Here is a 21,745-nt window from a genome sequence, read left to right on the forward strand (position 1 = left end):
ACAACCCCGTGTTGACCCATAACTAACAAAGGTTAGACCGATTTATGGTAAAAAAGATGGGGCCAATTTTTATAAGCAACCCCATCTATATACAATGTTGCCTCCATTTTACCAAAATTGTTTCCAAGGACAACTAAAAAAAGCGGAATACTTAACTCTGCAAATTTTATTTTTTTTGCTGCAAGCACATAAACAAGTAAGCATTGAATCGCTGGCAACAGTCATGCCATACCCGATCGCATTTGAGAGTAGAAGACGCGCCATTCAAAGATTTTTGAAATTACCGACTCTCACTATTAAAAATTTGTGGTTTCCTCTGATAAAATACATCTTAAGAACTCAATTCAACAAACATAAAGACTTAATAGTTGCTATTGATAGGACGCAGTGGCGTGACCGAAATATATTTTTCATCGGCCTAATGTGGCGGCAAAGAGCTTTACCCTTGTACTGGCAAATTTTACCCAAAAAATGGTGCAGTAAGATCGCAGAGCAAAACAAAATAATTATCCCTATTTTGCCGCTGCTAAACAAATATAAATTCGTACTCATAGGAGACCGCGAATTTGGGAGCATCAAACTTGCCCAATGGTTAAGCGAAAAGAATGTAAGGTTTGTTTTAAGAATACAAAAGGGGCGATATATTGAAGAAGGAGAAATTTTTCTGACGGGGCGAAATGTCGCCCCGTCAGAAGTACCCGGGTGTACCTTCCGTAAGATTGATGTCTTTTCCTTTTAGCTCTAAAAGGAGATAGGGATTAGATTTTGTGGGTAAAAATATATCATCATTTTCAATAGTTTTTCTAGCTGCTTTATCAGCTATTCCACCACCATTAGTATCATATTCGGAACCTCATCAGATTCAAATCCCAATGCTTACAAAAACTGAGGTAAAAAGTGAGCACTGACAATAGCTTCTGAAGCGCCTTGAGGAAGGCTTTGTAATGCAGCTTGAAGGGTAGTGGCTGGGGCATTATTCATGAGGAGGGAAATTCAGTAATAATTTGAACTGACGATATTATAATACTACATTATTATGAATTTTGGCGAGGATCGCCAGAGGGAGGATGCCACCCTGGCCTAATCCATAAACGACGAGCTCTGATAATCGCTCCTTCATTATGATATTGATCGTTAAGGTCTAATCGATCGCAGGTTCCCCTACCTGTTGGAGTAATACCCATTATTTATAAACTATCTGCAGACCAGTTAAAATGCTCAGACCATTGCTGTTGACGGGGGTTAAACAAGGTTACTTCTTGTTCTGTTTCTGGGTCAGTACCAGTGACAAAATTATAGCGATTATTATTACAGCGATGACAAGCTAAAGCTAAGTTTTCAAGTTCATCGCTACTACCAATCGATCGAGGTAAAATAAGATCTATCGTAAATAGAGTATAGCTACTTTCTTCCGCTGAATGGCAATATTCACAAAGAAAATTAGCTCTACTTCCTACTAAATTTATAGTAGGGCGGTTTACGGACATGAGGCTGCTATAACTTTAGCGTTAATTAAGGTAAAAATCCGATATAGTTCTAGTAAGCTTGCTAATTCTACAACCTCTTCTGAAGTTAAAAGATTAGCCTTTTTTCTGTCGGCTAGTTCTTCTAATCTGGCTTGCAGGTTTTCGGTCAATTTGAATAAGTAAAGATTTCTGACTTTCTGAATCGAAATCTCACCATCGATCCAGTAGGAAGGTTGTACCATAAGTTGAGTTCTCATGGTGATTCAATTACTCCAATTACTACATGGATAGTTTTGATTGTCTCATGAGAAGGAAAGGATTACTTTAGAAAGAGCCGACCTACTTACGCACGGCGCGATCGAAGAAACCGAGTTTTTTACCGAATCTGTCTGCTAAAACAAATTATTTTCGCCAAAAACCCGGTTTCTGACCCTACAGTGGGTAAATTCTGCTAACTTGACTTAGTTTCTTTCTTAGTCTTTGTCGCAGTCGCCGTCTTTTTAGCAGTGGTTGTCTTCGCTGCAGTTGTCGTCTTTTTAGCAGTAGTTTTCTTCGCTGCAGTCTTCTTCGTTGCAGTTTCCGATTTCTCCGCAGTTGTCTTAGTTGACTTCTTGGATTTGCTGCTAGATTTACTGCCTCCCGCTGCTTCCTTCGTTGCTAACAATTCCAGTGCTCTTTGCAAGGTGAAATTCTCCACAGATTCATCCTTCGACAAAGAAGCATTGATATCGCCGTGTTTCACGTAGGGACCGTAGCGGCCGTCGTAAACATTGATCGGTTCTCCCGACTCTGGATGGGCGCCCAATTCCTTTAAAGGTGTCGCTGTTTTGCTGCGGCCGCGGGCGGCTTTCGGCTGCGATAATAACTCTAAAGCCCGATCGAGCGTTATCGTCAAAACATCATCCGGCGGTTTGATCGATCGATAATCTTTCCCCACCTTACCCTGGTCATGCACCACATAAGGCCCGTACATCCCCAAATTAGCTTGCACCTTCGCCCCCGTGTCCGGGTGAGAGCCCAACAACCGGGGTAAAGTCAACAAACTCACCGCCATATCCAGCGTCACGCTATCCTTATCCGTCCCCTTCGGTAAAGAAGCCCGCTTCGGTTTCTTGTTCGTTTCCGAAACATCCCCCAACTGAACGTATGGCCCATAACTGCCAATCAGCACATAAATCGGTTCCCCGGTTTCCGGGTGGAGTCCCAATTTTTCCGGGCCTTCGGTTTTTTGCTTTAACAGAAACTCCACTTGTTCCGGATCTAAATCTGCCGGCGTCAAATCTTGGGGAATCGATGCTTTTACCAGGCCTTCTTCGCTTTCCGATTCCAGGTAGGCGCCGAATTTGCCTATGCAGACTTTTGCTGGCAAATTCTCCAATATCACAGTTCGGGCAACTTTCGCGTCTATCTGGCTTTCCTGTTCTTTGACTTGGGTGGCGAGTCCGGTTTCCCCTTTATAAAACTTTTGCAAATACGGCAGCCATGAAGCCTCGCCGGTGGCAATTTCATCGAGGGTTTGTTCCATTCGGGAAGTAAAACCGGTGTCTACTAAATCGGGAAAATGTGTTTCCAATAAAGTAGTGACGGCGAAAGCGGTGAATGTCGGAATTAGGGCATTAGCTATTAATTTGGCATATCCCCGATCGACAATTGTCCCGATAATACTCGCATAGGTACTCGGACGGCCCACACCTTCGCTTTCGAGCATTTTGACCAGAGAGGCTTCCGTGTAGCGGGCGGGAGGTTGAGTTTCGTGCCCAACTGCCTCTAAATCCTGACAATTAGGTTTATCCCCCACCTTCAGCGCCGGCAAAATCACCTCTTGGTCTTCCAGCGCCGCATCTGGATCGTCGGAACCTTCCACGTAAGCCCGCAAAAAGCCTGGAAAATCAATCCGTTTGCCGCTGGAACGGAAACCGGCATCTTCTACCTGAGTTTGTACCGTAACGTGAGTTTGGCGGGAATCGGCCATTTGAGAAGCGACAGTCCGCTTCCAAATCAAATCATAGAGGCGGAAATCAATCCCATCCAATCCCGTTTGCTGCGGAGTCCGAAAAGTGCTGCCGGCGGGACGGATAGCTTCGTGGGCTTCCTGGGCGCCTTTGCTTTTGGTGGTGTATTTGCGCGGTTGGGGGCTGAGGTATTCGCTGCCGTAAAGTTCTTGCACGCAACTGCGCGCCGCTGCGATTGCCTGTTCGGACAAATGCACCGAATCCGTCCGCATATAGGTGATAAAACCGCGTTCGTAGAGACTTTGGGCAATGCGCATAGTTTCCCGCGCACCCAGCCGCAGCTTGCGGTTAGCTTCCTGCTGCAAAGTCGAGGTCGTAAACGGCGGCGAAGGTTTGCGGGTGACTGGCCGTTCTTCGAGATTGGTGACAGTCCAAGGTTTGTTTTGAATGCGTGAGAGTAAAGCCCGCGCCTGTTCTTCGTTCAGCAAAAGTACGCGGCGGCCGGAGATAATTTGCCCCGTATTTTCATCAAAATCGCTGCCGTTTGCAACTTTGACTTTGCCGACTGTCACGAGTTTGGCGTCAAAGGAAATCTTGCCCTTTTCCAAAAGGGCTTTTAAATCCCAGTAACTACCTTGGCGGAAAGCCCGGCGTTCCCGTTCCCGGCGCACCAAAAGCCTGACTGCGACGGACTGGACTCTACCGGCGGACAAACCCCAAGCGATTTTTTTCCACAGTAGCGGAGAGAGTGTGTAACCGACGAGTCTATCGAGAATTCGGCGAGTTTCTTGGGCTTGTACAACTCGATTGTCGATATCGCGGCAGTGAGTTAAGGCGTCGCGGATAGCTTCGCGGGTGATTTCGTGAAACACCATCCGCTTGATGGGAACTTTGGGTTTGAGGATTTGCAGCAAATGCCAGGAAATACTTTCGCCTTCCCGGTCTTCGTCAGTGGCTAGAATCAGTTCTGTGGCGTCTTTGAGGGCGTCTTTGAGTTCTTTAACAATTTTCTTTTTATCTTTCGGGATGACGTAGAGGGGTTCAAAGTCTGCCTCCACGTTTACGCCGAGTTGCGCCCATTTTTCTCCTTTAACGGCTTCTGGTATTTCTTCGGCGGAGGATGGTAGGTCGCGGACATGGCCCATCGATGCCTCTACACGGTAGGTGGAGGGCAGGAAGTTGCGGATGGTACGGGCTTTTGTGGGAGATTCGACGATGACTAAGGTTGACATGGCATCTTTTAAATATGGATAGCAGCGCAGCTAGAGGGTCTAAATTAGAGAGTGTAGGTCAGATGTCAAGGTTTCTTTCAACTTTGGGCGATTATTTTCAAACTACCTTAATTTTTAAGTTACTGCCGATCGGGTGGCAGGTGACAAGCTGATGGGATTTTACTGCTTTCGGGCCAGAGGCTGCGAATCGCCTCTCTAAAAGATGCACTCCTTGGATGACCTGACTTTAGCAGAATTGTCGCTAACTGGATGTTGAGACTGCTGGATGCGGGCTGATGGTTCCTCAATCTTGTTGTAACTTGAAGCTTATGTCCGGGTTGGGCGCTCGATTTGAGATTGGAAATTTGAGATTTGAGATGGGGAAAGATTGAGTGAGTAGAGGTTTGGGACTAGGGATTTGAGATTTGAAATTTGAGATTTGAGATGGGGAAAGATTGAGTGAGTAGAGGTTTGGGACTAGGGATTTGAGATTGGAAATTTGAGATTTGAGATGGGGAAAGATTGAGTGAGTAGAGGTTTGGGACTCGGGTACAGTACGCTGTGCAGTATAAGCGGGGTCATCGGACAAAAAGCAATCACAGGGGGTTAAAATTACTTGAGCGATCGATCGATTCTCTGAACAATGCTATGACATTTGAATTTGACCATCTTTTCATCCTTACTGATATTGGTGCTTCCGAAGCTAATCGTTTATCCTCATTCGGTTTAGTTGAGGGTGCATCTCGCATTCATCACGGACAAGGTACAGCCAATCGCTGTTTTTTTTTCCATAACGCCATGTTGGAATTGTTATGGATTCACGATCCAGAAGAGGCGAAGTCTGAACCAATTTATCGGACTCGTCTTTGGGAGCGATCGACAAATCGGAATAATGGTGCGTGTCCGTTTGGCATCTGTTTGCGTCCAGCCAAAGGTTCTGAGGACACAGTTGCATTTTCTAGTTGGGCATATCGTCCACCTTATTTACCTGAAACGATGAGTATCGCGGTGGCAACAAATAGTGATGTGTTGACTGAGCCGATGCTTTTCCAAATTTCCTTTGGTAAACGTCCCGATCAATACTCTGGTGAGAGGTCACAGCCTTTGGAGCATAGTGTTGGTTTCCGGGAAATTACTCGTGTAGAATTAGTCAGTCCTGCTGCCAATAATCCCTCACCTGAACTTCAAGCAGTGCTCGACACAAATCAGATAAAGTTACGACTCGGAACCGAGTATTTTGTGGAGCTTGGTTTTGATGGAGAAGTGCAGGGGAAACGGGTAGATTTTCGACCGGGATTGCCACTGATTATCAGGTGGTAGCGTGAATCGGCAACCTACTCCTATACCTGAGAGCGATTTTATCTTCGACCAAAATATTGGAACGAGCGCCCTTGTAGAGACTGTTAATTTAATTATAAAATAACCCTTTAACCCTTCTAGTCCCAAGAGTATCGTCCGATGAACAAAAAAAATCGACTAGCAGCTCGATCCATCGCAGCGCTGGTAAGTTTAGCATTAACCGTCGCACTTTTTATATATTCCCCAGTCGTCGCTCAAAATCCTCGCAGAAATTCCCCCACACCCACCGCAACAACCGCAGCCAAAAATCCTGCCACACAACGCCCAGAAAATTCCCAACCTTCTTTCAAAAGTCCTCCAAATACCGACGGGCCAACTGAAGTTTCCCTCGGTTTCTACCTCATCAACCTCGGTCGCATTAATCAATCAGATGAGACTATCGATGTCAGCGGCTATTTTGCCGCAACTTGGCAAGATCCGCGCCTAGCCTTTGACCCGAAAACAGTTGGCGACACAGTAATTCGCTACACTCCCGAAAAAATATGGGAACCAAATTTAACAATTGTCAACGCTTCGTCAGCCGCGAAAACAGTTGCGCAGGACTTAACCGTGCAACCCGACGGGACTGTAAATTATCTACAACTCATTAACGCGACGGTATCGTCGGACTTAGATTTGAGAAAGTTTCCCTTTGACTCGCAAACTGTGAAGATTGTCTGGGAATCATTGTCTTTTGATGACCGAGGTGTAGTTTTTAAAGAAAATCCAACGCTGACTGGATCCAGCGAAGATTCTTTCGTTTCTTTATCCGAATGGAAAATTCTCGGTATCAGCACCCCCATCACTGGCAACAAATTTATCAAGGAGAATAAAACCTATGCGCGATACGTATTTGAAATTAAACTCCATCGCAATTACCAATTTTACATATTTAAGGTCTTTATTCCCCTGCTGCTAATTACGCTGATTTCTTGGGCGACTTTTTGGATCAATGCGAACACGGCTTTTGCCACTCAGATGAGTTTAGGCATTACCAGCACCCTCACGGCAATAACTTTTAACTTTACCGTTGCTAATTCTTTGCCTAGATTATCTTACATGACTATGCTGGACGCATACATATTTATCTGTTACCTCTTTTTCTTCTCGTCGATTATGGCTAATGTCAGCGTGCATTTCTTGCTAAACAACCACGAAAAGCCAGAATTTACCGTTGGGGTGGTGAGAAAGTTTCGCTGGATATTTCCTTTAGCTTTTCTCCTCTGTCAATCTATAGTAATGACAAGTTTTTTCTGGCGCTCCTGAACCAGAAAGATTGTTTGAAATGTAGTTGAAAAATTCAAGAGCGAGCGCGTTTTTACATCCCGGTTAATGAGTTCTGCAAGCAGTAGGTGTCATGCCCGTAAACTGCCGAAACTATATTTACTAAAATGGCTGTGGCTGTTGAACCCGCACCAATACGGGAATTTCTAGGTTCGATCGCTCTGTTTTTTTTACCACGGCTCTTTGAACAGATGACTAAAATAAAATTTACTCATATGCCTAGCAATGCAGCTAAATTTGCAAGTTTGATGTCTTGGCTTAGATATTTGTTGATGTATAGCATTTATCAGTTTTGTGGGGCAACTGCCCATATAAATAATAAATTATCTTGAAAATTCCCTTTCACTTTACCTATTGGTTTGACTTCAAAAGCTGTAATCTTGTTTTTTTCAATCGTTTTTAAGCCAATTAATTCTCGTTTTATCTTGACACCAATATTTGAGTTTATTTTTTTTTTTTCGGTATGGGCGGTTGTAGACTCTAAAGGGCAAGCTACTTTGAGTATTTTTTTTTAGTCGGTTTTAAAGCTCGATGCCTGCCTCCTGAGCTTTTTGTTTACTCACAGGCTTTGGTACCTTTAAGTTGGCTTTCATGCGATAGTGTACTTGCTTGTGTAATGTTTGATATTTGACTGAGACTTGATAGTTCTCTTCAACCCATTGACCAATTTCTTTATAAGTCTTAAACTCACAGGAGTCTTCACTTAATTTTTCTGATATTCTTGCTATTACCGCTGAGGGAATTACTCGGGGTCTACCAGTTGCTTGCCGTATTTTTAACAGTTCTGCCAGACCGCCAGCAGTATATTGTTTTAACCATCTATGTACAGTAATTCTATGTACACCTAAACGTTCAGCTACATCTGTAAGGCTTTGATTCGCTTCAGTTTTTAACCAATAAAGTGCCTGAATTTTTTGTCTATTAGGTATAGTTCGCTGCTGCGACAGAATTATTTTTAAATCGTCTGCTGTTAAATCAATTCTTTCTTGGTAGTTGACTTTCATAAAATCTTCCTCAAACTCTCAGCGTCATTGTAGCATATTTTTGGGGAAATGATATGATTAACTAAACGAAGCACTCGCAAAAGTCGAGCCTAGTAGCGCTGACCAAGAATTTCTTAATGGTACCCGCCACGTGATTTATCCGTGGAATCAATCCCAAATCGATTTTCGAAAATCCTCAAGAAAGAGCATTTATCCGTGGGGTCAATCTAAAATCTAAAATCTCAAATCTAAAATCGATTGACGGCGCGAAACTATGGGCTAGCTACCTTGCCAACTGGACAATCTGGAACCATATTCGATCGGCAGCAGCGCTAGCAGCATCAGCAGCACTCACGATCGCGCTCTGCGATCGATCGGCGCAATATTTAACTGATTTCACCTTTTCTAACTTCGCTCCTTGGATCTGCGTTGCCGGTGCCGCAAACCTTCAATATCCAAAGTCTCTTCAATTTCCCATTGAAACTTTCCTTCTCCCATGACGGCCGCAATCTCGGAACTCGGGAGGGGGCGAGCACCTCTGGCAAGTCTGGACTCTTTGAATCCATCTCCTTTAATCGTATACTGGAGGTCATAGTGACGGCATAACTGTTTCAATCTCTCAATCTTATCCAGGGGCAAAGCTCCTATCCATGCCTTACCATTCCAACTAAGTCCGGCTTTATTCAACTGCTCCTTGACGGGATAAGTTTTTCCATCAATAACAATGTTAACTCGTTGCTCAATGCTTCTAGACACTGTTAAATCAACGCTGCTTTCATTTTTTTTCAGTTGTTGTACTGTCTGTTGCCACGGATTTATTAACGGGTGTTCCCCACCAAAACTAGCAGGAATTTTGCCCCAACTTGAAGCATCCCACTTCAAGACAGCATTGGTATAATATTTATTGAGCAACCACTTTAACGCCCTTTCAATTAAGTTAAATATTTCTTCGTTATTTTCATTTCGTTCCAATTTTGTCCACACATTCTTGCTTCTAACCCACAGAATAGCCGTTTCCGAAGCGGAATAAATAGGTATGTTTTTACCTTGATTGTTGAGATGAGCTAGGGCATGAACAATTGCTAAAAAATCTGCCAGTTCCTTCGTGCCATTTGACATGGGACGCTTGTGGAAAATTACTTCCCTGGTTGCTGTATGCACGCCTCTGTATTCCACATCACCAGGATTACCAATACAGGAAGCCTCGACGCAAATACTATCTACGATCGGTTTACTTACAGGCATAATTTTTCCTCTTTCCTTAGCTTGATATTTCACACAAAGTTGGTGTATGAGATTTGTAGGCAATTACAAAAAACATTGTGACATCGTTCCAAAAGCCTTGTTCACTTGAGACTGCATTCACTTCGGCAAAATACTCCTGTTTGCACTGTTCCACTTGCTGCTCTGGCCAAAAATTTCTTGATGGTACCCGCCACGTGATTTATCCGTGGAATCAATCCAAAATCGAAAATCGAAAATCCTCAAGCCCCCGCATTTATCCGTGGGGTCAATCTAAAATCTAAAATCTAAAATCTAAAATCGATTGACCATTGCACTTCCTGAAGTCCAAATGCGCTTTTTGCGTTGGCATTCCAGCTAGCTTCTGGATCTTGCAAGTAGAAGCCGAATTGCTCATTCGTAATTTTAATCTCCTCAAAGCCAATTAATTGAAGCATTTGGCAACACTTCTCATGCGTTCCCAGTAACTCGTTGGGATTCGGAACGGTAAGGCCGTATCTTTGCACCACTTCCCGAAACAATACAGACGAAGTTGGAGAGTTTTCTGCAAGACAGGAAAAGGCGACCACTCCGCCTGCTTTCAGAGCATTGTGCCATTGACGGAGGGCTTTTGGAATATCTGTCAGATAGACGATCGCACTGGAACACAAAATTGCATCAAATTGGCTTTCCTCAAATTGTTGGTCATCTGCGTCTGCTTCCTCAAACTGGATATTTGTCAATGCTAAATCGGCAACTTTTTGCTGAGCTTGCCGCAACATTCCTGCAGCAAAATCAGTTCCCAAAACACTGCCTGCAGAACCAACAGCCTCCGCCGCCGCAATCGCCGCCAAACCTGTTCCGGTGGCGATATCTAGGACAAGCTGGCTCCATCGCAGGTTTGCCAATTCTACTAACCGAGTTGCAGCCTGTTTGTGAAATTCATTCTCGTAGTCGGGGCGGTTGTTGAAGTCATTGAGAATCTGCTGTTTGTAGGCACGCAAGCGAGTCACTCATGCCGAATTGCTGGTTTAACTTTCTACATTGTGGCAGTTATGGTCGATCGCGACTCTCGTCCCAGGTGACATCAGGCGGCAATCTCTACAATGCCCGCAAATGTATGCAACACCGCTACCGAGTATCAAATCCCCGGCAACAAACACCCGCCCAACTGGGATCGCGAACCTGTAATCCGCTACAATCTGTGTTTGGTAAAGAATTTTTACAAGTTCACAGCCCTTTACAGCCTTTTCGGCTTGTACTACCCAACCTGCGTGAAAATATGGATTTTGCTACTCTTGCCGCCCAGCTAAATGCTGGAACTATCTTGCCCGAGGGAATTGTCATCTTCACCCTCTTGGTGGTTCTCGTCGGCGATTTAATCGTAGGCCGCAGTTCCTCGGGTTGGACTCCCTACGTTGCCGTTGCGGGTTTGCTGGCCGCCGTCGCTGCTTTGTTTTTGCAGTGGGATAACACGGATACCATCTCGTTTCTGGGCGGTTTTAACAGCGATGCCTTGAGTTTAGTGTTTCGGGCAATTATCGCTTTGACTACGGCTGTCACTATTTTGATATCCGTCCGCTATGTACTGCAAACGGGTACTGCTTTAGCGGAATTTATCGGCATTTTGCTTACCGCTACTTTGGGGGGAATGTTCCTCAGCGGCGCTGATGAATTGGTGATGATTTTTATTTCGTTGGAAACTCTGAGTATCTCGTCTTATTTGCTGACGGGTTACACAAAACGCGACCCGCGTTCCAATGAAGCTGCTTTGAAATATTTGTTAATTGGGTCGTCTTCTTCGGCAGTGTTTCTCTACGGGCTTTCGCTGCTGTACGGGTTGTCTGGCGGCCAAACTAAGCTGAGTGCGATCGCGGCTAACCTTTCTACTGTGAATGAAGGTCAATCTCTCGGTTTGGTGATTGCTTTGGTTTTTGCGATCGCCGGCATCGCCTTCAAAATCTCTGCGGTTCCCTTCCACCAATGGACTCCTGACGTTTACGAAGGTTCTCCTACACCCGTTGTTGCCTTCCTTTCTGTCGGTTCCAAAGCAGCCGGTTTTGCCCTAGCAATCCGCTTGTTAATAAGTGCTTTCCCCGCACTTACCGAACAGTGGCACTTCGTATTCACAGCCTTAGCCATTCTCAGCATGGTGTTGGGAAATGTGGTTGCCCTCGCCCAGACTAGCATGAAGCGGCTTTTGGCTTATTCGTCGATCGGTCAAGCCGGTTTTGTAATGATTGGTTTGGTTGCAGGCACAGAAGCCGGTTACTCCAGCATGATATTTTATCTGTTGGTTTACCTGTTTATGAACTTGGGCGCTTTCGCCTGTATCATTCTGTTCTCCCTGCGGACTGGAACCGACCAAATTAGCGAATACTCGGGGTTGTATCAAAAAGACCCGCTGCTAACTTTAACCTTGAGTATTTGCCTGCTTTCTCTCGGCGGAATTCCGCCCCTGGCTGGATTTTTTGGCAAAATTTATCTGTTCTGGGCAGGCTGGCAAGCTGGGCTTTACGGCTTAGTTATCCTCGGATTAATTACCACTGTGGTTTCGATTTACTATTACATCCGCGTTGTCAAGATGATGGTAGTGAAGGAACCTCAAGAGATGTCAGACGCGGTGAAAAATTATCCCGAAGTTCGCTGGAACCTTCAGGGAATGCGGCCTTTGCAGGTCAGCGTTGTACTCACGTTAGTTGCGACCAGTTTGGCGGGAATTTTGTCTAATCCTTTGTTTAATTTAGCAAACGATTCTGTTACCAAAACTCCCATGTTGCAGTCAGCATTGAGTCACGTTGTACCGATTTCTGCGGCGAAAGTAGAATCTAATTTAGTGTCTCGCCGGGATTAATTTTTTCGGGTTTTGAAATAGTGGAAAACGCCTGACTTTTTGAAGTTGGGCGTTTCTTTTTTGTTGTGATATACTTAGGACTAATGCCAACTGGTGACTATCGACTTGTAGGGTGCGTCAGGCTTTCATTATCAACGGGCAATCAAGAGTTTACGCTCTGACGCACCTTACTAATTATGACACTTGCGTAACTCCTGATACTGTTAATTATGATTTTTAAGCGCAGATTAACGCTGATTAACGCAGATAAAAGTGGGTAATTGAGAATGACTAAAGAACACGTATACCGCATCAACACTGTTTGGACTGGTGCCAGTCAAGGTTCTACTTCATCTTACGACGCTTATTCTCGTGAGTATGCCATAAATATTGAGGGTAAGCCGCCATTTGTGGGTTCGGCAGACCCGACTTTTCGGGGCGATGCTTCTCTGTACAATCCCGAAGATTTGTTGTTGATGGCACTGTCAGCTTGTCATATGTTGAGCTATCTTGCTTTGTGCGCTCGTGCTGGGATTCGGGTAGTCTCTTATTCGGATGCAGCGACGGGCAAGATGGCACAAAAGAATGGAAAAATTCGGTTTACCGAGGTAATTTTGCATCCGCTGGTAACAATCGAAGCTGGTGACGATTTGGAAAAAGCCCGTAGTTTCCACGACAACGCACATCATGTTTGTTTTATTGCTAATTCGGTGAATTTTTCGGTGCTGCATGAGGCAAAAATGCTAGTAAAAAATCAGCCCAACAAGTTTTACGTTCCAGATGAGTATCGAAAGTTAGAGGAAACTGCCGAGTTTATAAATGAATACCGCGATGGAGAAATTGTACCAATTGCAGGCAGCACGATTAATCGCAGCCAGATTAAAGGCAATATCTGTGCTGGTTTGCATACTGCTTTGCGGGGGAAAAATGCAAAAGTATTTATCAGCGGTTTGCGATTGTGGATTCCTCGATATCGACGGGGAACTTATCCCGATATTATGGTGATTGAAGGAGAGCCAGTTTTCACGGAAGGACGGAATGATGAAATACTAAATCCCTTGTTGATTGTAGAAGTGCTTTCTAAGTCGAGCGAGGATTTGAATAGAGAGGATAAGTTTCAGTTTTATCGCTCGATTCCTGAATTCCGGGAATATGTGTTAGTCAGCCCATACGAATTTTTGGTCACACAATATATTAAAACTGAATCGAAGGAGTGGTTGTTTCGGGAATATGAGGGAGAATCAGCAATAGTTTCTTTCGTTTCCTTGGGAGTGCAAATGTCGATGAGTGATATTTATGAGTTGGTTGTATTTGAGCTGTTGCAACATAGTCAAGTACCTATTTAGGAACAGGCAAGATGCCTGTTCCACAAGAAAATTAACTGTTTGTGGAACAGGCATCTTGCCTGTTCTTGAAAGCAGATAAGAATTATTATAGAGGTAAACGATGAATGTAATTTGGTTACTGTTAAAGGCTTCTTGGTTAAATGTTTCTATCGCCATACTCACAGGCTTAATCAGCGGCGGTTGCAGCGCTATATTAATTTCCCTAATTAATCGGGCAATCAGCGACAATTCCAATCAGAATTTAGTCTGGTATTTTGCCGGGTTAGCAGTTTTAGCTCTCGTCGCCGGAGTCATATCGCAATTTTTGTTAATCTACCTTTCTCAAGAAGCGGTTTACAATCTGCGGCTGAGTTTGAGCCGTGGCATTTTGTCTACTCCTTTGCGGAATTTGGAAGAGTTGGGCGCTAACCGCTTGCTGGCAACTCTGACTGATGATGTGGGAACGCTTTCTAATACTATATTTTTGATTCCTTTTCTCTGTGTTGATATCGCCGTTGTTATCGGCTGCTTAACTTATTTAAGCACGATTTCTGGGACGGTTTTTGTTGTTGTATTTTGTTTTATGGTGCTGACGATTGGCACGGTGCAGTTGTTGCTCAATAAAATGCGGAAATTCTTCGATTTAGCCAGAGAAGAACAAGATATATTGTTTAAGCATTTTCGCAGTATTACTGAGGGAATTAAGGAACTAAAACTGCATTCCTTGCGCCGCCAAGAGTTTTTTACGGAAGAATTGCAGGTGAGTGCTGATGCTTCCCGCGATTATAACGTGACTGCTTTGAATACTGGCGCAGTTGCGATGGGAGTTGGACAGTTGCTGTTTTTTATGCTGATGGGTTTGTTGTTATTTGTTGTACCCAAATTTGTGTCGGTTTCTACTCCGGTTTTGTCAGCTTACATTCTGACAAGTACCTATTTGATGTCTCCGTTTAACAATATTTTGCAAAGGTTGCCCGCGCTTTTTCGTGCTAATACTTCTGTGGAAAAGATACAGAGAATGGGCTTGGCTTTGGCTAGTCAAGCTGAGATAAATTCAACGGTTAAACTGCCTGATACGGCTCAGTGGGAGACGCTGGAGTTAAATCGAGTAATTCACAGCTATCCGGGAGAAAAAGAAGACAGCAATTTTATTTTGGGCGAGCTGAATTTGAAGTTTCATCCGGGCCAGTTGGTGTTTATAATTGGCGGGAATGGTAGCGGAAAGTCTACTTTAGCTAAGTTAATCACTGGTTTGTATATTCCTGAATCCGGAAAAATTCTCCTAGATGGCCAGCCAATTACTGAGGAAAATCGAGAGTGGTACAGGCAGCATTTTTCGGCGATTTATTCGGATTTTTATCTGTTTGAAAGGCTTTTGGGGATGACTAATCACGATTTGGACAAGCAGGCTGCTGAATATTTGCGAGAGTTTCATTTGGAAAATAAGGTTCAGGTGAAAGATGGAGTTTTGTCAACTACGGCTTTGTCTCAGGGACAGCGAAAGCGGCTGGCTTTGCTGACGGCGTATTTGGAAGATAGACCGATTTATTTGTTTGATGAATGGGCTTCTGATCAAGACCCGTTTTTCCGGGATATTTTTTACAAGCAGTTGCTACCGGAGTTGAAGCGGCGGGGGAAAACGGTTTTTGTGATCAGTCACGATGACCGCTATTTTGATTTAGCCGATCGCGCAATTAAACTAGATTACGGTAAAGTTGAGTATGACCGATAAAATGGATAAGTACCGAATTGTCGAAACTTTGACCGAAAGCCAGGTTTCCGACTTGATGGATTTATACAAAAACGAGTTTTGGAGCGACAAGCGGACGCGGGAGGATGTTGTGAAAATGCTGGCTTCTACTGATGTTATCATTGGTTTGGTCGATGAGAGGGATCGACTAATTGGCTTTACCCGCGTCCTCACCGATTTTGTCTACAGAGCGATGATTTTTGATGTCATTATCAAGCCGACACACAGAAAAATGGGACTGGGTGCCAAGTTGATGGATGCAGTTTTAAATCATCCCAAATTGCAAACTGTCGAGCATTTTTATCTTAATTGTTTGCCGAACATGATGCCGTTTTACGAGCGTTGGGGTTTCTCGGATGACGTGGGCGAAATTAAGTTTTTGCGCCGAACCACAGGCTGAACTCAGTTTGTTCAAAGCCCCAATCTTTCTCTAATTGCGTCTTCTTTGAAACCTACTAAAACAGCCGTTCCATCTTTAACGAAAAGAGGACGTTTCAGCAGCATCGCATCCTTTGCAAAAGCCTCTACCCACTCTTCGCTAGTCCAATTATTCTTGGACTCGCCCAAAGCGCGGTAAGATTGACCGGAAGTATTTCGCATGGGTTGAAAACCCAAAGCAGCTACCCAGCTTTGGATTGTTTCCCGAGTCGGCGGCTGTTCTTTTGTGTTAATGAACTCGTAAGTAACAGCGCTATCTTGGAGCCACCGGAAGGCTTTTTTGCAGGTGCCGCAGTTCGGGATTCCGTAAACTTGAATTGACATAATAATGATTGTTGACTGTTGACTGTTGACTGTTGACTGTTTGCTAATAACAACTAACAGCTGACAACTGACTACTAACTAATGACTAATGACTAATGACTAATCACTCCTGACTAATCTAGCTTGTTGAATCCATTTTTGCACGCGATCGACCGAAGGAGTCAAGTCATTGCAATGATTGTTGATTGTTGACTGTTGACTGTTGACTGTTGACTGTTTGCTAATAACAACTAACAGCTGACAACTGACTACTAACTAATGACTAATGACTAATGACTAATCACTCCTGACTAATCTAGCTTGTTGAATCCATTTTTGCACGCGATCGACCGAAGGAGTCAAGTCATTGCGCTGCATTGTCGCTACGTGCAGTTTTAAGATTTGTTCGTGCAATCTCTCTACGGGCATTTGAGCTAATTGATCCGCAGAAGGAACCCCGGCGTGAAGTAACAGCCCGCAATATTGACAGCCTACACTCGGAATTCGCGCCAATTTTGCCATCGCTACCCATTTATTAACATCTTGAATGTTAACCTGTAATTGATGCGCTAGTAACGCTTTCGCAGCCGGTGTTTTGGTCATGCGAATTAGTTGTTCGGTTGTGGTGATGCTGCACTCTTCTAGTTGAGTTTGGTTGTCCTTGCTTAATCCCGGTAAGTGTGCTATCGGCCAGTCGCGTACTTGCACGGAAGTTTGAGGAGCTTTGTGAGAAGTTTTCATGTTTGTGTCTGTAATTTTACTTATACTTTAAAGTCTAAAATATCAAACAGTCAAGAGAGGCGATCGCTCAGCTCACGAATTTAACAAAAACCAGACCAACAAATTTTGCCGATCGCGCTTGTAGCCGCCGGCCCGGCTAAGCTGTTCGACATTCAAACTGCACTATTTGTGGGCCAGACCCCATACTGCAAGGGGTTGAGGCAATAAATTTAAATGACTAACAGCTTAATTGCCGCCGCCGTCGCACTTTCAGCCTTTTTGTCCTAGCAGTCGGGCCGTGTTATTGCTGCAAAAAATCATGCAGCCGATGACGACAAAGATGATCAAAAAGGCAACCCAACAGATAAGAGCAAAGAATAAAATAAATATGAGACTTTTTCCCAAAAATGACTCCCAAGTTTGCCGTCAGGACTTTAGTGCTTTAATGACGAGAATGAAAGGACTCGCTGCTTACTGTCAACCAAACTCAAGATAATCGATTTTTACCCATGAAAATTACACAAAGTGATAAGTTTTTAGCACAAGTTTTATACCAACGGCGACAAAAACTGGCCACTTTAATTAATTTTCCGACAATTCTCTGGTCTGGCCTCCGCATTCCTCGCAACTATCCGGCTCTGACTTTTCCTTTTCGCGCCAGCAGTCACTTTCTATATTTTGCTGGTTTGCCCTTAGAAAATGCTGCCATTCGCTTAGAAGCTGGCAAATTAGAACTGTTCTTAGATGACGCACCTGCTAGCAGCACTCTTTGGCACGGAGAAATGCCGAAAAGAGCAGACATTGCCGAACTAATTGGGGCTGAGGCTGCTTTCCCAATGGCCCAATTGAAATCGCGCTCGATTAATGCAGCAACTATCGCCCTTCAGGATTCTTTGACTCAGTTGCAACAGTCTCAAATTCTCGATCGCCCTCTGACGCCGCCCAAGTCGCCAACGGGAATTGACCTAGAATTAACCAAGGCAATCATATCTCTGCGCCTGAGCCACGATGCAGCCAGTTTGGCCGAATTGCGTCAAGCTGCGGCTGTCACCATAGAAGCTCACAAAGCGGGAATGGCGGCAACTGGAAAAGCTCAAATTGAAGCAGGGGTGCGCGCTGCAATGGAAAGTGTCATCATTTCGGAAAATATGACCTATGCCTATCCCAGTATTGTGACTGTCCACGGGGAAGTCCTGCACAGCGAACATTATCACAATCCCCTACAAACAGGAGATTTGCTGTTAGCCGATGTCGGTGCAGAAACATCAACGGGATGGGCGGCTGATGTGACTCGCACTTGGCCGGTTTCTGGCAAGTTTTCTCCAACTCAAAGAGCGATTTATGATGTGGTTTTGGCAGCGCACGATGCTTGTATTGATTCCATTAGTCCGGGGGTGGAATATCAAGACATTCACCTGTTAGCTGCTCGAGTTATGGCGGCAGGATTGGTCGATTTAGGTATATTGCGGGGCAATGTTGACGACTTGGTAGAAATGGACGCTCACGCGCTGTTTTTTGTGCACGGCATCGGACATTTAATCGGTTTGGATGTTCACGATATGGAAGATTTAGGAGATTTGGCTGGCTATCAAGAAGGCAGAACGAGAAGCAGCCGGTTTGGGTTGGGTTTTTTGCGGCTGAATCGAGTTTTGCATCCGGGAATGCTGGTATCGATCGAACCGGGATTTTATCAAGTTCCGGCAATTTTGAATAATTCTGAAAATCGCGCCAAATATAAAAATATTGTTAAGTGGGACGAGTTGGAAAAATTCGCCGATGTCCGGGGAATACGCATAGAAGATGATATACTTGTTAGGGATGAGGGGAGAGAAGTATTAACAGGGAAATTGCCAACAAAAGCTCTGGATATTGAAGAGTTAGTTGCGGTAAGTGCATAAGCATCGATGGAATTAGAGAGATCGCCCCCAGCTCAATTAAGTGTGAGCAAAAATAAAAAAATATGAATAAAGGTTGGCAAATAAGCCTTTTGATGCTAGTTGAAAAACTTGCCGCCCAAGTCCAAAAATTCGCAGCACAGATACTGGCGCGCACTTTTCGCAAGCGTGTATCCTCGCCGCCGCCCCCGATGCAAGCTGCACCTTTTCCCAGCAATGAAGAAGAGAGGCTAAAAGCACTTTACCGCTACAATGTTCTCGATACAGAGGCCGAAGAAGCTTTTGATGACCTCACAGCTTTAGCTTCTTATATTTGCGGAACTCCTATTGCTTTAGTAAGCTTAGTAGATGCTAACCGACAGTGGTTTAAATCAAAAATTGGTGTGGAAGCGCCAGAAACTCCGAGAGAGTCAGCTTTTTGCGCCCACGCTATTTTAAATCCCAACGAATTGCTAGTTGTACCAAATGCTTTAGAAGACGATCGCTTTGCGGGGAATCCGCTAGTAACTTCCGGGCCAAAAATTCGGTTTTATGCTGGAGCGCCGCTAGTAACTCCTGACGGTTTCCCGATCGGCACTTTGTGCGCGATAGATACAGTTCCTCGCAATCTCACCCCAGAACAGCTAGAAGCGCTGCGGACTTTAGGAAGGCAAATTATCAACCAAATGGAGTTGCGAATAAATCTGACTAAATTAAAGCGCGCACTGATCAAGAACAAACAAGTAGAAGCAAAGCTGCGTTCAAGTGACGAGCAAATTGTCAATTTTTTAGAAGGAATGAGCGATGCTTTTTTTGCTTTAGACACCCAGTGGCGATTTAGTTACGTCAATTACAAAGCAGCGCAATTTTTGCAGCGATCGCCGGAAGAACTTTTTGGTAAAAATTTTTGGGAAGAGTTTCCCGACTTAGTAAATTCCGTATTTTACGACCAGTATCATAAAGCTGTAGCGAAACAAGTTGGAGTAATTTTTGAAAAATATTATCGTCCCTTAAAAGTGTGGTGGGAAGTCCGGGTTTTTCCGGGTCGCGACGGCATTTCCGTGTTTTTTCACGACATCACCAAGCGTAAAAAAATGGAATCGGCACTCAGGAAAGAACGGAATAAAACTGAAAATTTACTGCTAAATCTTTTGCCAGAACCGATAGCCGAAAGGTTGAAGGAGGAACCGGGGGTAATTGCAGACAAGTTTGAAAGAGCAACAATTCTTTTTGCTGACTTGGTGAATTTTACCCAAATTTCTACCACCATGCCTGCCACTAAATTAGTATACTTGCTGAATGAAATTTTCTCAACTTTTGACGAACTGACTGAGAAGCACGGCTTAGAAAAAATTAAGACGATCGGGGACGCTTACATGGTAGCAGGCGGTATTCCCATTGCACGCCCAGACCACGCAGAAGCGAGCGCCGAAATGGCGCTGGATATGCTAGTAGCAATTGACGAATTAAATGTAAAGCTAGAGGCGACTTTTGACCTCCGGATCGGAATTAATAGCGGCCCGGTGGTAGCAGGGGTAATCGGCACTAAAAAATTCATTTACGATTTGTGGGGAAATGCCGTGAATACAGCCAGCCGCATGGAATCTCACGGTGTACCAGGTCGCATTCAAGTTAGCTTCTATACTTATGAGTTGCTGCGGGATAAATATGAATTTGAAGAGCGCGGCTTGATCGATATTAAAGGTCAAGGGGAAATGCGGACTTATTTCCTGACGGGCCCAAAAACAGCAAGCGATGTCAAAATCGGAGAGTAAATAAAACTAAGACTTGAATCTACCTGATTGTTGGGGGAAATTCCGGAGGCTGCGCTCGATCGCCTCGAAGAGGCGATCGCCCGCTCGGCATAACGGCTGCCACAGACCAGCCAAATAAGATTATGCTATATACAGAGATATCCGAGCAATCCTATGCGGGGTACTCGACGTTATAAAAATACTAAGTTGAAGTCCTAGGAGCCTTTAATAATGGTTCAATTTCATATTCAAACAGATAGCGAAATTCCAGCATCCACCCAACTATTCAATCAAATCAGGTTTGCGATCGCCTCGCGACAATTTCCGCCCGGGCACCGCTTGCCCAGCACCAGACAGCTAGCCATGCAGACGGGTTTGCACCGCAACACCATCAGCAAAGTATACCGACAGCTCGAAAATATCCGACTGGTAGAAGCCCTACCAGGATCGGGCATTTACGTCCGCATTCAAGGCAACGAAGGCGGCGGCAAACCCAAATCCCCGACCCACGAAGAATATCCCCTTGCCAACAAAATAGTCCAAGAAAGTATAGATCAATTGCTGGGACAGGGCTGTACGCTCAACCAAGCGAGGGAATTATTTTTGGCCGAAATTGACTGGCGGCTCAGGTGCAGCGCCCGAGTGGTCGTCACAGCCCCCACAGAAGACATCGGCGTGGGCGAGCTGATGGCGAAAGAACTCGAACAAGCTCTCCGCATTCCCATACAGTTAGTGCCTATGGAACAGCTAGGTACTTTTTTGGACCAAATCTCTTCGGGAACTGTGATCACCAGCCGATATTTTATCGGAGAAGCAGAATCGATTTCGGCACCGCGTTCGGTGCGAGTTATTCCCGTAGACATCTACGACTACCGCCAGGAAATCCAGCTAGTTGGGGGTTTGCCGAAAGACAGTTATTTGGGTCTTGTCAGCCTGAGTTCGGGAATGCTGCGATCGACCCAAGTTATCATCCACAGCATCCGGGGAGAGGATTTGCTGGTGATGACGGCCTTGCTGTCAGATGAGAACAAGATTAACTCGATCGTGCGATCGGCCAGAACAATTTTCTGCGACCAACCGAGTTTTGCTACAGTAAAAGCTGCCATTAACGCGGCCCGAGAAGATATTATTCGTCCGCCGCAACTGGTATGCTGCGAAAATTACATCGGCTCTAAGTCGATTAATTTGCTCAAGCGCGAGTTGGGCTTGGGATGACGAAGGAAGAAGGAAGAAGGAAGAAGGAAGAAGGAAGAAGGAAGAAGGAAGAAGGAAGAAGGAAGAAGGAAGAAGGAA

General features: G+C 44.7%; 18 protein-coding genes. 10 read left to right on the forward strand and 8 right to left on the reverse strand.

Going from position 1 to position 21,745, the window contains the following annotated elements; genetic code table 11:
* Positions 1-94: 94 nt before the first annotated feature.
* Positions 95-739 carry a hypothetical protein gene (locus tag QUB56_RS17240; RefSeq protein WP_332956745.1) on the forward strand — a complete coding sequence of 215 codons (645 nt, stop codon included), beginning with the start codon at positions 95-97 and terminating at the stop codon, positions 737-739.
* 448 nt (positions 740-1,187) lie between these two features.
* Here QUB56_RS17240 and QUB56_RS17245 read toward each other — a convergent pair whose 3' ends face one another.
* The 3 genes from QUB56_RS17245 to topA form a co-directional block, all read right to left on the reverse strand.
* Complete coding sequence (locus QUB56_RS17245; RefSeq protein ID WP_332956746.1) at positions 1,188-1,487, reverse strand: HNH endonuclease signature motif containing protein; 300 nt, start codon at positions 1,485-1,487, stop codon at positions 1,188-1,190.
* Complete coding sequence (locus tag QUB56_RS17250; RefSeq protein ID WP_332956749.1) at positions 1,478-1,723, reverse strand: hypothetical protein; 246 nt, start codon at positions 1,721-1,723, stop codon at positions 1,478-1,480. Before QUB56_RS17250 ends, QUB56_RS17245 begins: the two co-directional genes overlap by 10 nt.
* 194 nt (positions 1,724-1,917) lie before the next feature.
* Complete coding sequence (gene topA / locus QUB56_RS17255) at positions 1,918-4,650, reverse strand: type I DNA topoisomerase (protein ID WP_332956751.1); 2,733 nt, start codon at positions 4,648-4,650, stop codon at positions 1,918-1,920.
* Between the two features lie 627 nt (positions 4,651-5,277).
* On the opposite strand from topA, the gene QUB56_RS17260 reads away from it, so the two are divergent.
* A complete protein-coding gene (locus QUB56_RS17260) occupies positions 5,278-5,949 on the forward strand; it encodes a VOC family protein (RefSeq protein ID WP_332956752.1) in 672 nt (223 codons plus the stop codon).
* Between the two features lie 138 nt (positions 5,950-6,087).
* The gene (locus QUB56_RS17265; RefSeq protein WP_332956753.1) at positions 6,088-7,233 is read left to right on the forward strand and encodes a hypothetical protein; all 1,146 of its coding nucleotides are present in this window, start codon (positions 6,088-6,090) and stop codon (positions 7,231-7,233) included.
* Between the two features lie 539 nt (positions 7,234-7,772).
* Here QUB56_RS17265 and QUB56_RS17270 read toward each other — a convergent pair.
* From QUB56_RS17270 to QUB56_RS17280, 3 genes are all read right to left on the reverse strand, one after another.
* Positions 7,773-8,255: a helix-turn-helix domain-containing protein gene (locus tag QUB56_RS17270; RefSeq protein WP_332956754.1), complete on the reverse strand. Its 483-nt coding sequence runs from the start codon at positions 8,253-8,255 to the stop codon at positions 7,773-7,775.
* 384 nt (positions 8,256-8,639) lie between these two features.
* The gene (locus QUB56_RS17275; protein WP_332956756.1) at positions 8,640-9,479 is read right to left on the reverse strand and encodes a hypothetical protein; all 840 of its coding nucleotides are present in this window, start codon (positions 9,477-9,479) and stop codon (positions 8,640-8,642) included.
* A 284-nt stretch (positions 9,480-9,763) separates the two neighbouring features.
* Complete coding sequence (locus QUB56_RS17280) at positions 9,764-10,468, reverse strand: methyltransferase domain-containing protein (protein WP_332956757.1); 705 nt, start codon at positions 10,466-10,468, stop codon at positions 9,764-9,766.
* A 269-nt stretch (positions 10,469-10,737) separates the two neighbouring features.
* Between QUB56_RS17280 and QUB56_RS17285 the strand changes: the two genes are divergently transcribed.
* From QUB56_RS17285 to QUB56_RS17300, 4 genes are all read left to right on the forward strand, one after another.
* On the forward strand, positions 10,738-12,309 hold the full coding sequence (locus tag QUB56_RS17285) for an NAD(P)H-quinone oxidoreductase subunit N (RefSeq protein ID WP_332956767.1): 1,572 nt from the start codon (positions 10,738-10,740) through the stop codon (positions 12,307-12,309).
* Positions 12,310-12,575: 266 nt separating this feature from the next.
* Positions 12,576-13,634: a Uma2 family endonuclease gene (locus QUB56_RS17290; protein ID WP_332956758.1), complete on the forward strand. Its 1,059-nt coding sequence runs from the start codon at positions 12,576-12,578 to the stop codon at positions 13,632-13,634.
* Positions 13,635-13,734: 100 nt separating this feature from the next.
* Positions 13,735-15,345, forward strand: a complete 1,611-nt coding sequence (locus QUB56_RS17295) for a cyclic peptide export ABC transporter (protein WP_332956759.1) — start codon at positions 13,735-13,737, stop codon at positions 15,343-15,345.
* Positions 15,335-15,763 carry a GNAT family N-acetyltransferase gene (locus QUB56_RS17300; protein ID WP_332956760.1) on the forward strand — a complete coding sequence of 143 codons (429 nt, stop codon included), beginning with the start codon at positions 15,335-15,337 and terminating at the stop codon, positions 15,761-15,763. The genes QUB56_RS17295 and QUB56_RS17300 overlap by 11 nt, the downstream gene beginning before the upstream one ends.
* An 11-nt stretch (positions 15,764-15,774) precedes the next feature.
* Here QUB56_RS17300 and QUB56_RS17305 read toward each other — a convergent pair whose 3' ends face one another.
* Both QUB56_RS17305 and QUB56_RS17310 read right to left on the reverse strand, forming a co-directional pair.
* Complete coding sequence (locus QUB56_RS17305; protein ID WP_332956761.1) at positions 15,775-16,125, reverse strand: Spx/MgsR family RNA polymerase-binding regulatory protein; 351 nt, start codon at positions 16,123-16,125, stop codon at positions 15,775-15,777.
* 276 nt (positions 16,126-16,401) lie between these two features.
* The gene (locus tag QUB56_RS17310; protein WP_332956762.1) at positions 16,402-16,845 is read right to left on the reverse strand and encodes a DUF4332 domain-containing protein; all 444 of its coding nucleotides are present in this window, start codon (positions 16,843-16,845) and stop codon (positions 16,402-16,404) included.
* 488 nt (positions 16,846-17,333) lie between these two features.
* Here QUB56_RS17310 and QUB56_RS17315 point away from each other — a divergent pair, with 488 nt between their 5' ends.
* The 3 genes from QUB56_RS17315 to QUB56_RS17325 all read left to right on the forward strand — a co-directional run bounded on the left by QUB56_RS17315 (position 17,334) and on the right by QUB56_RS17325 (position 21,667).
* Positions 17,334-18,722: an aminopeptidase P family protein gene (locus QUB56_RS17315; protein WP_332956764.1), complete on the forward strand. Its 1,389-nt coding sequence runs from the start codon at positions 17,334-17,336 to the stop codon at positions 18,720-18,722.
* A 188-nt stretch (positions 18,723-18,910) separates the two neighbouring features.
* Positions 18,911-20,473 carry an adenylate/guanylate cyclase domain-containing protein gene (locus QUB56_RS17320; protein WP_445243364.1) on the forward strand — a complete coding sequence of 521 codons (1,563 nt, stop codon included), beginning with the start codon at positions 18,911-18,913 and terminating at the stop codon, positions 20,471-20,473.
* A gap of 210 nt (positions 20,474-20,683) precedes the next feature.
* The gene (locus QUB56_RS17325; RefSeq protein WP_332956766.1) at positions 20,684-21,667 is read left to right on the forward strand and encodes a GntR family transcriptional regulator; all 984 of its coding nucleotides are present in this window, start codon (positions 20,684-20,686) and stop codon (positions 21,665-21,667) included.
* The last annotated feature ends 78 nt before the right edge of the window (positions 21,668-21,745 follow it).

It is taken from the genome of Microcoleus sp. AR_TQ3_B6 (assembly GCF_036702785.1).
Taxonomy (GTDB): Bacteria; Cyanobacteriota; Cyanobacteriia; order Cyanobacteriales; family Microcoleaceae; genus Microcoleus.

What these genes read in the sequence shown, in the direction of transcription:
- QUB56_RS17240 (WP_332956745.1), top strand. Translation starts at nt 95, where the DNA reads ATGTTGCCTCCATTTTACCAAAATTGTTTCCAAGGACAACTAAAAAAA.
- QUB56_RS17245 (WP_332956746.1), bottom strand. Translation starts at nt 1,487, where the DNA reads ATGTCCGTAAACCGCCCTACTATAAATTTAGTAGGAAGTAGAGCTAAT.
- QUB56_RS17250 (WP_332956749.1), bottom strand. Translation starts at nt 1,723, where the DNA reads ATGAGAACTCAACTTATGGTACAACCTTCCTACTGGATCGATGGTGAG.
- topA (WP_332956751.1), bottom strand. Translation starts at nt 4,650, where the DNA reads ATGTCAACCTTAGTCATCGTCGAATCTCCCACAAAAGCCCGTACCATC.
- QUB56_RS17260 (WP_332956752.1), top strand. Translation starts at nt 5,278, where the DNA reads ATGACATTTGAATTTGACCATCTTTTCATCCTTACTGATATTGGTGCT.
- QUB56_RS17265 (WP_332956753.1), top strand. Translation starts at nt 6,088, where the DNA reads ATGAACAAAAAAAATCGACTAGCAGCTCGATCCATCGCAGCGCTGGTA.
- QUB56_RS17270 (WP_332956754.1), bottom strand. Translation starts at nt 8,255, where the DNA reads ATGAAAGTCAACTACCAAGAAAGAATTGATTTAACAGCAGACGATTTA.
- QUB56_RS17275 (WP_332956756.1), bottom strand. Translation starts at nt 9,479, where the DNA reads ATGCCTGTAAGTAAACCGATCGTAGATAGTATTTGCGTCGAGGCTTCC.
- QUB56_RS17285 (WP_332956767.1), top strand. Translation starts at nt 10,738, where the DNA reads ATGGATTTTGCTACTCTTGCCGCCCAGCTAAATGCTGGAACTATCTTG.
- QUB56_RS17290 (WP_332956758.1), top strand. Translation starts at nt 12,576, where the DNA reads ATGACTAAAGAACACGTATACCGCATCAACACTGTTTGGACTGGTGCC.
- QUB56_RS17295 (WP_332956759.1), top strand. Translation starts at nt 13,735, where the DNA reads ATGAATGTAATTTGGTTACTGTTAAAGGCTTCTTGGTTAAATGTTTCT.
- QUB56_RS17300 (WP_332956760.1), top strand. Translation starts at nt 15,335, where the DNA reads ATGACCGATAAAATGGATAAGTACCGAATTGTCGAAACTTTGACCGAA.
- QUB56_RS17305 (WP_332956761.1), bottom strand. Translation starts at nt 16,125, where the DNA reads ATGTCAATTCAAGTTTACGGAATCCCGAACTGCGGCACCTGCAAAAAA.
- QUB56_RS17310 (WP_332956762.1), bottom strand. Translation starts at nt 16,845, where the DNA reads ATGAAAACTTCTCACAAAGCTCCTCAAACTTCCGTGCAAGTACGCGAC.
- QUB56_RS17315 (WP_332956764.1), top strand. Translation starts at nt 17,334, where the DNA reads ATGAAAATTACACAAAGTGATAAGTTTTTAGCACAAGTTTTATACCAA.
- QUB56_RS17320 (WP_445243364.1), top strand. Translation starts at nt 18,911, where the DNA reads ATGCAAGCTGCACCTTTTCCCAGCAATGAAGAAGAGAGGCTAAAAGCA.
- QUB56_RS17325 (WP_332956766.1), top strand. Translation starts at nt 20,684, where the DNA reads ATGGTTCAATTTCATATTCAAACAGATAGCGAAATTCCAGCATCCACC.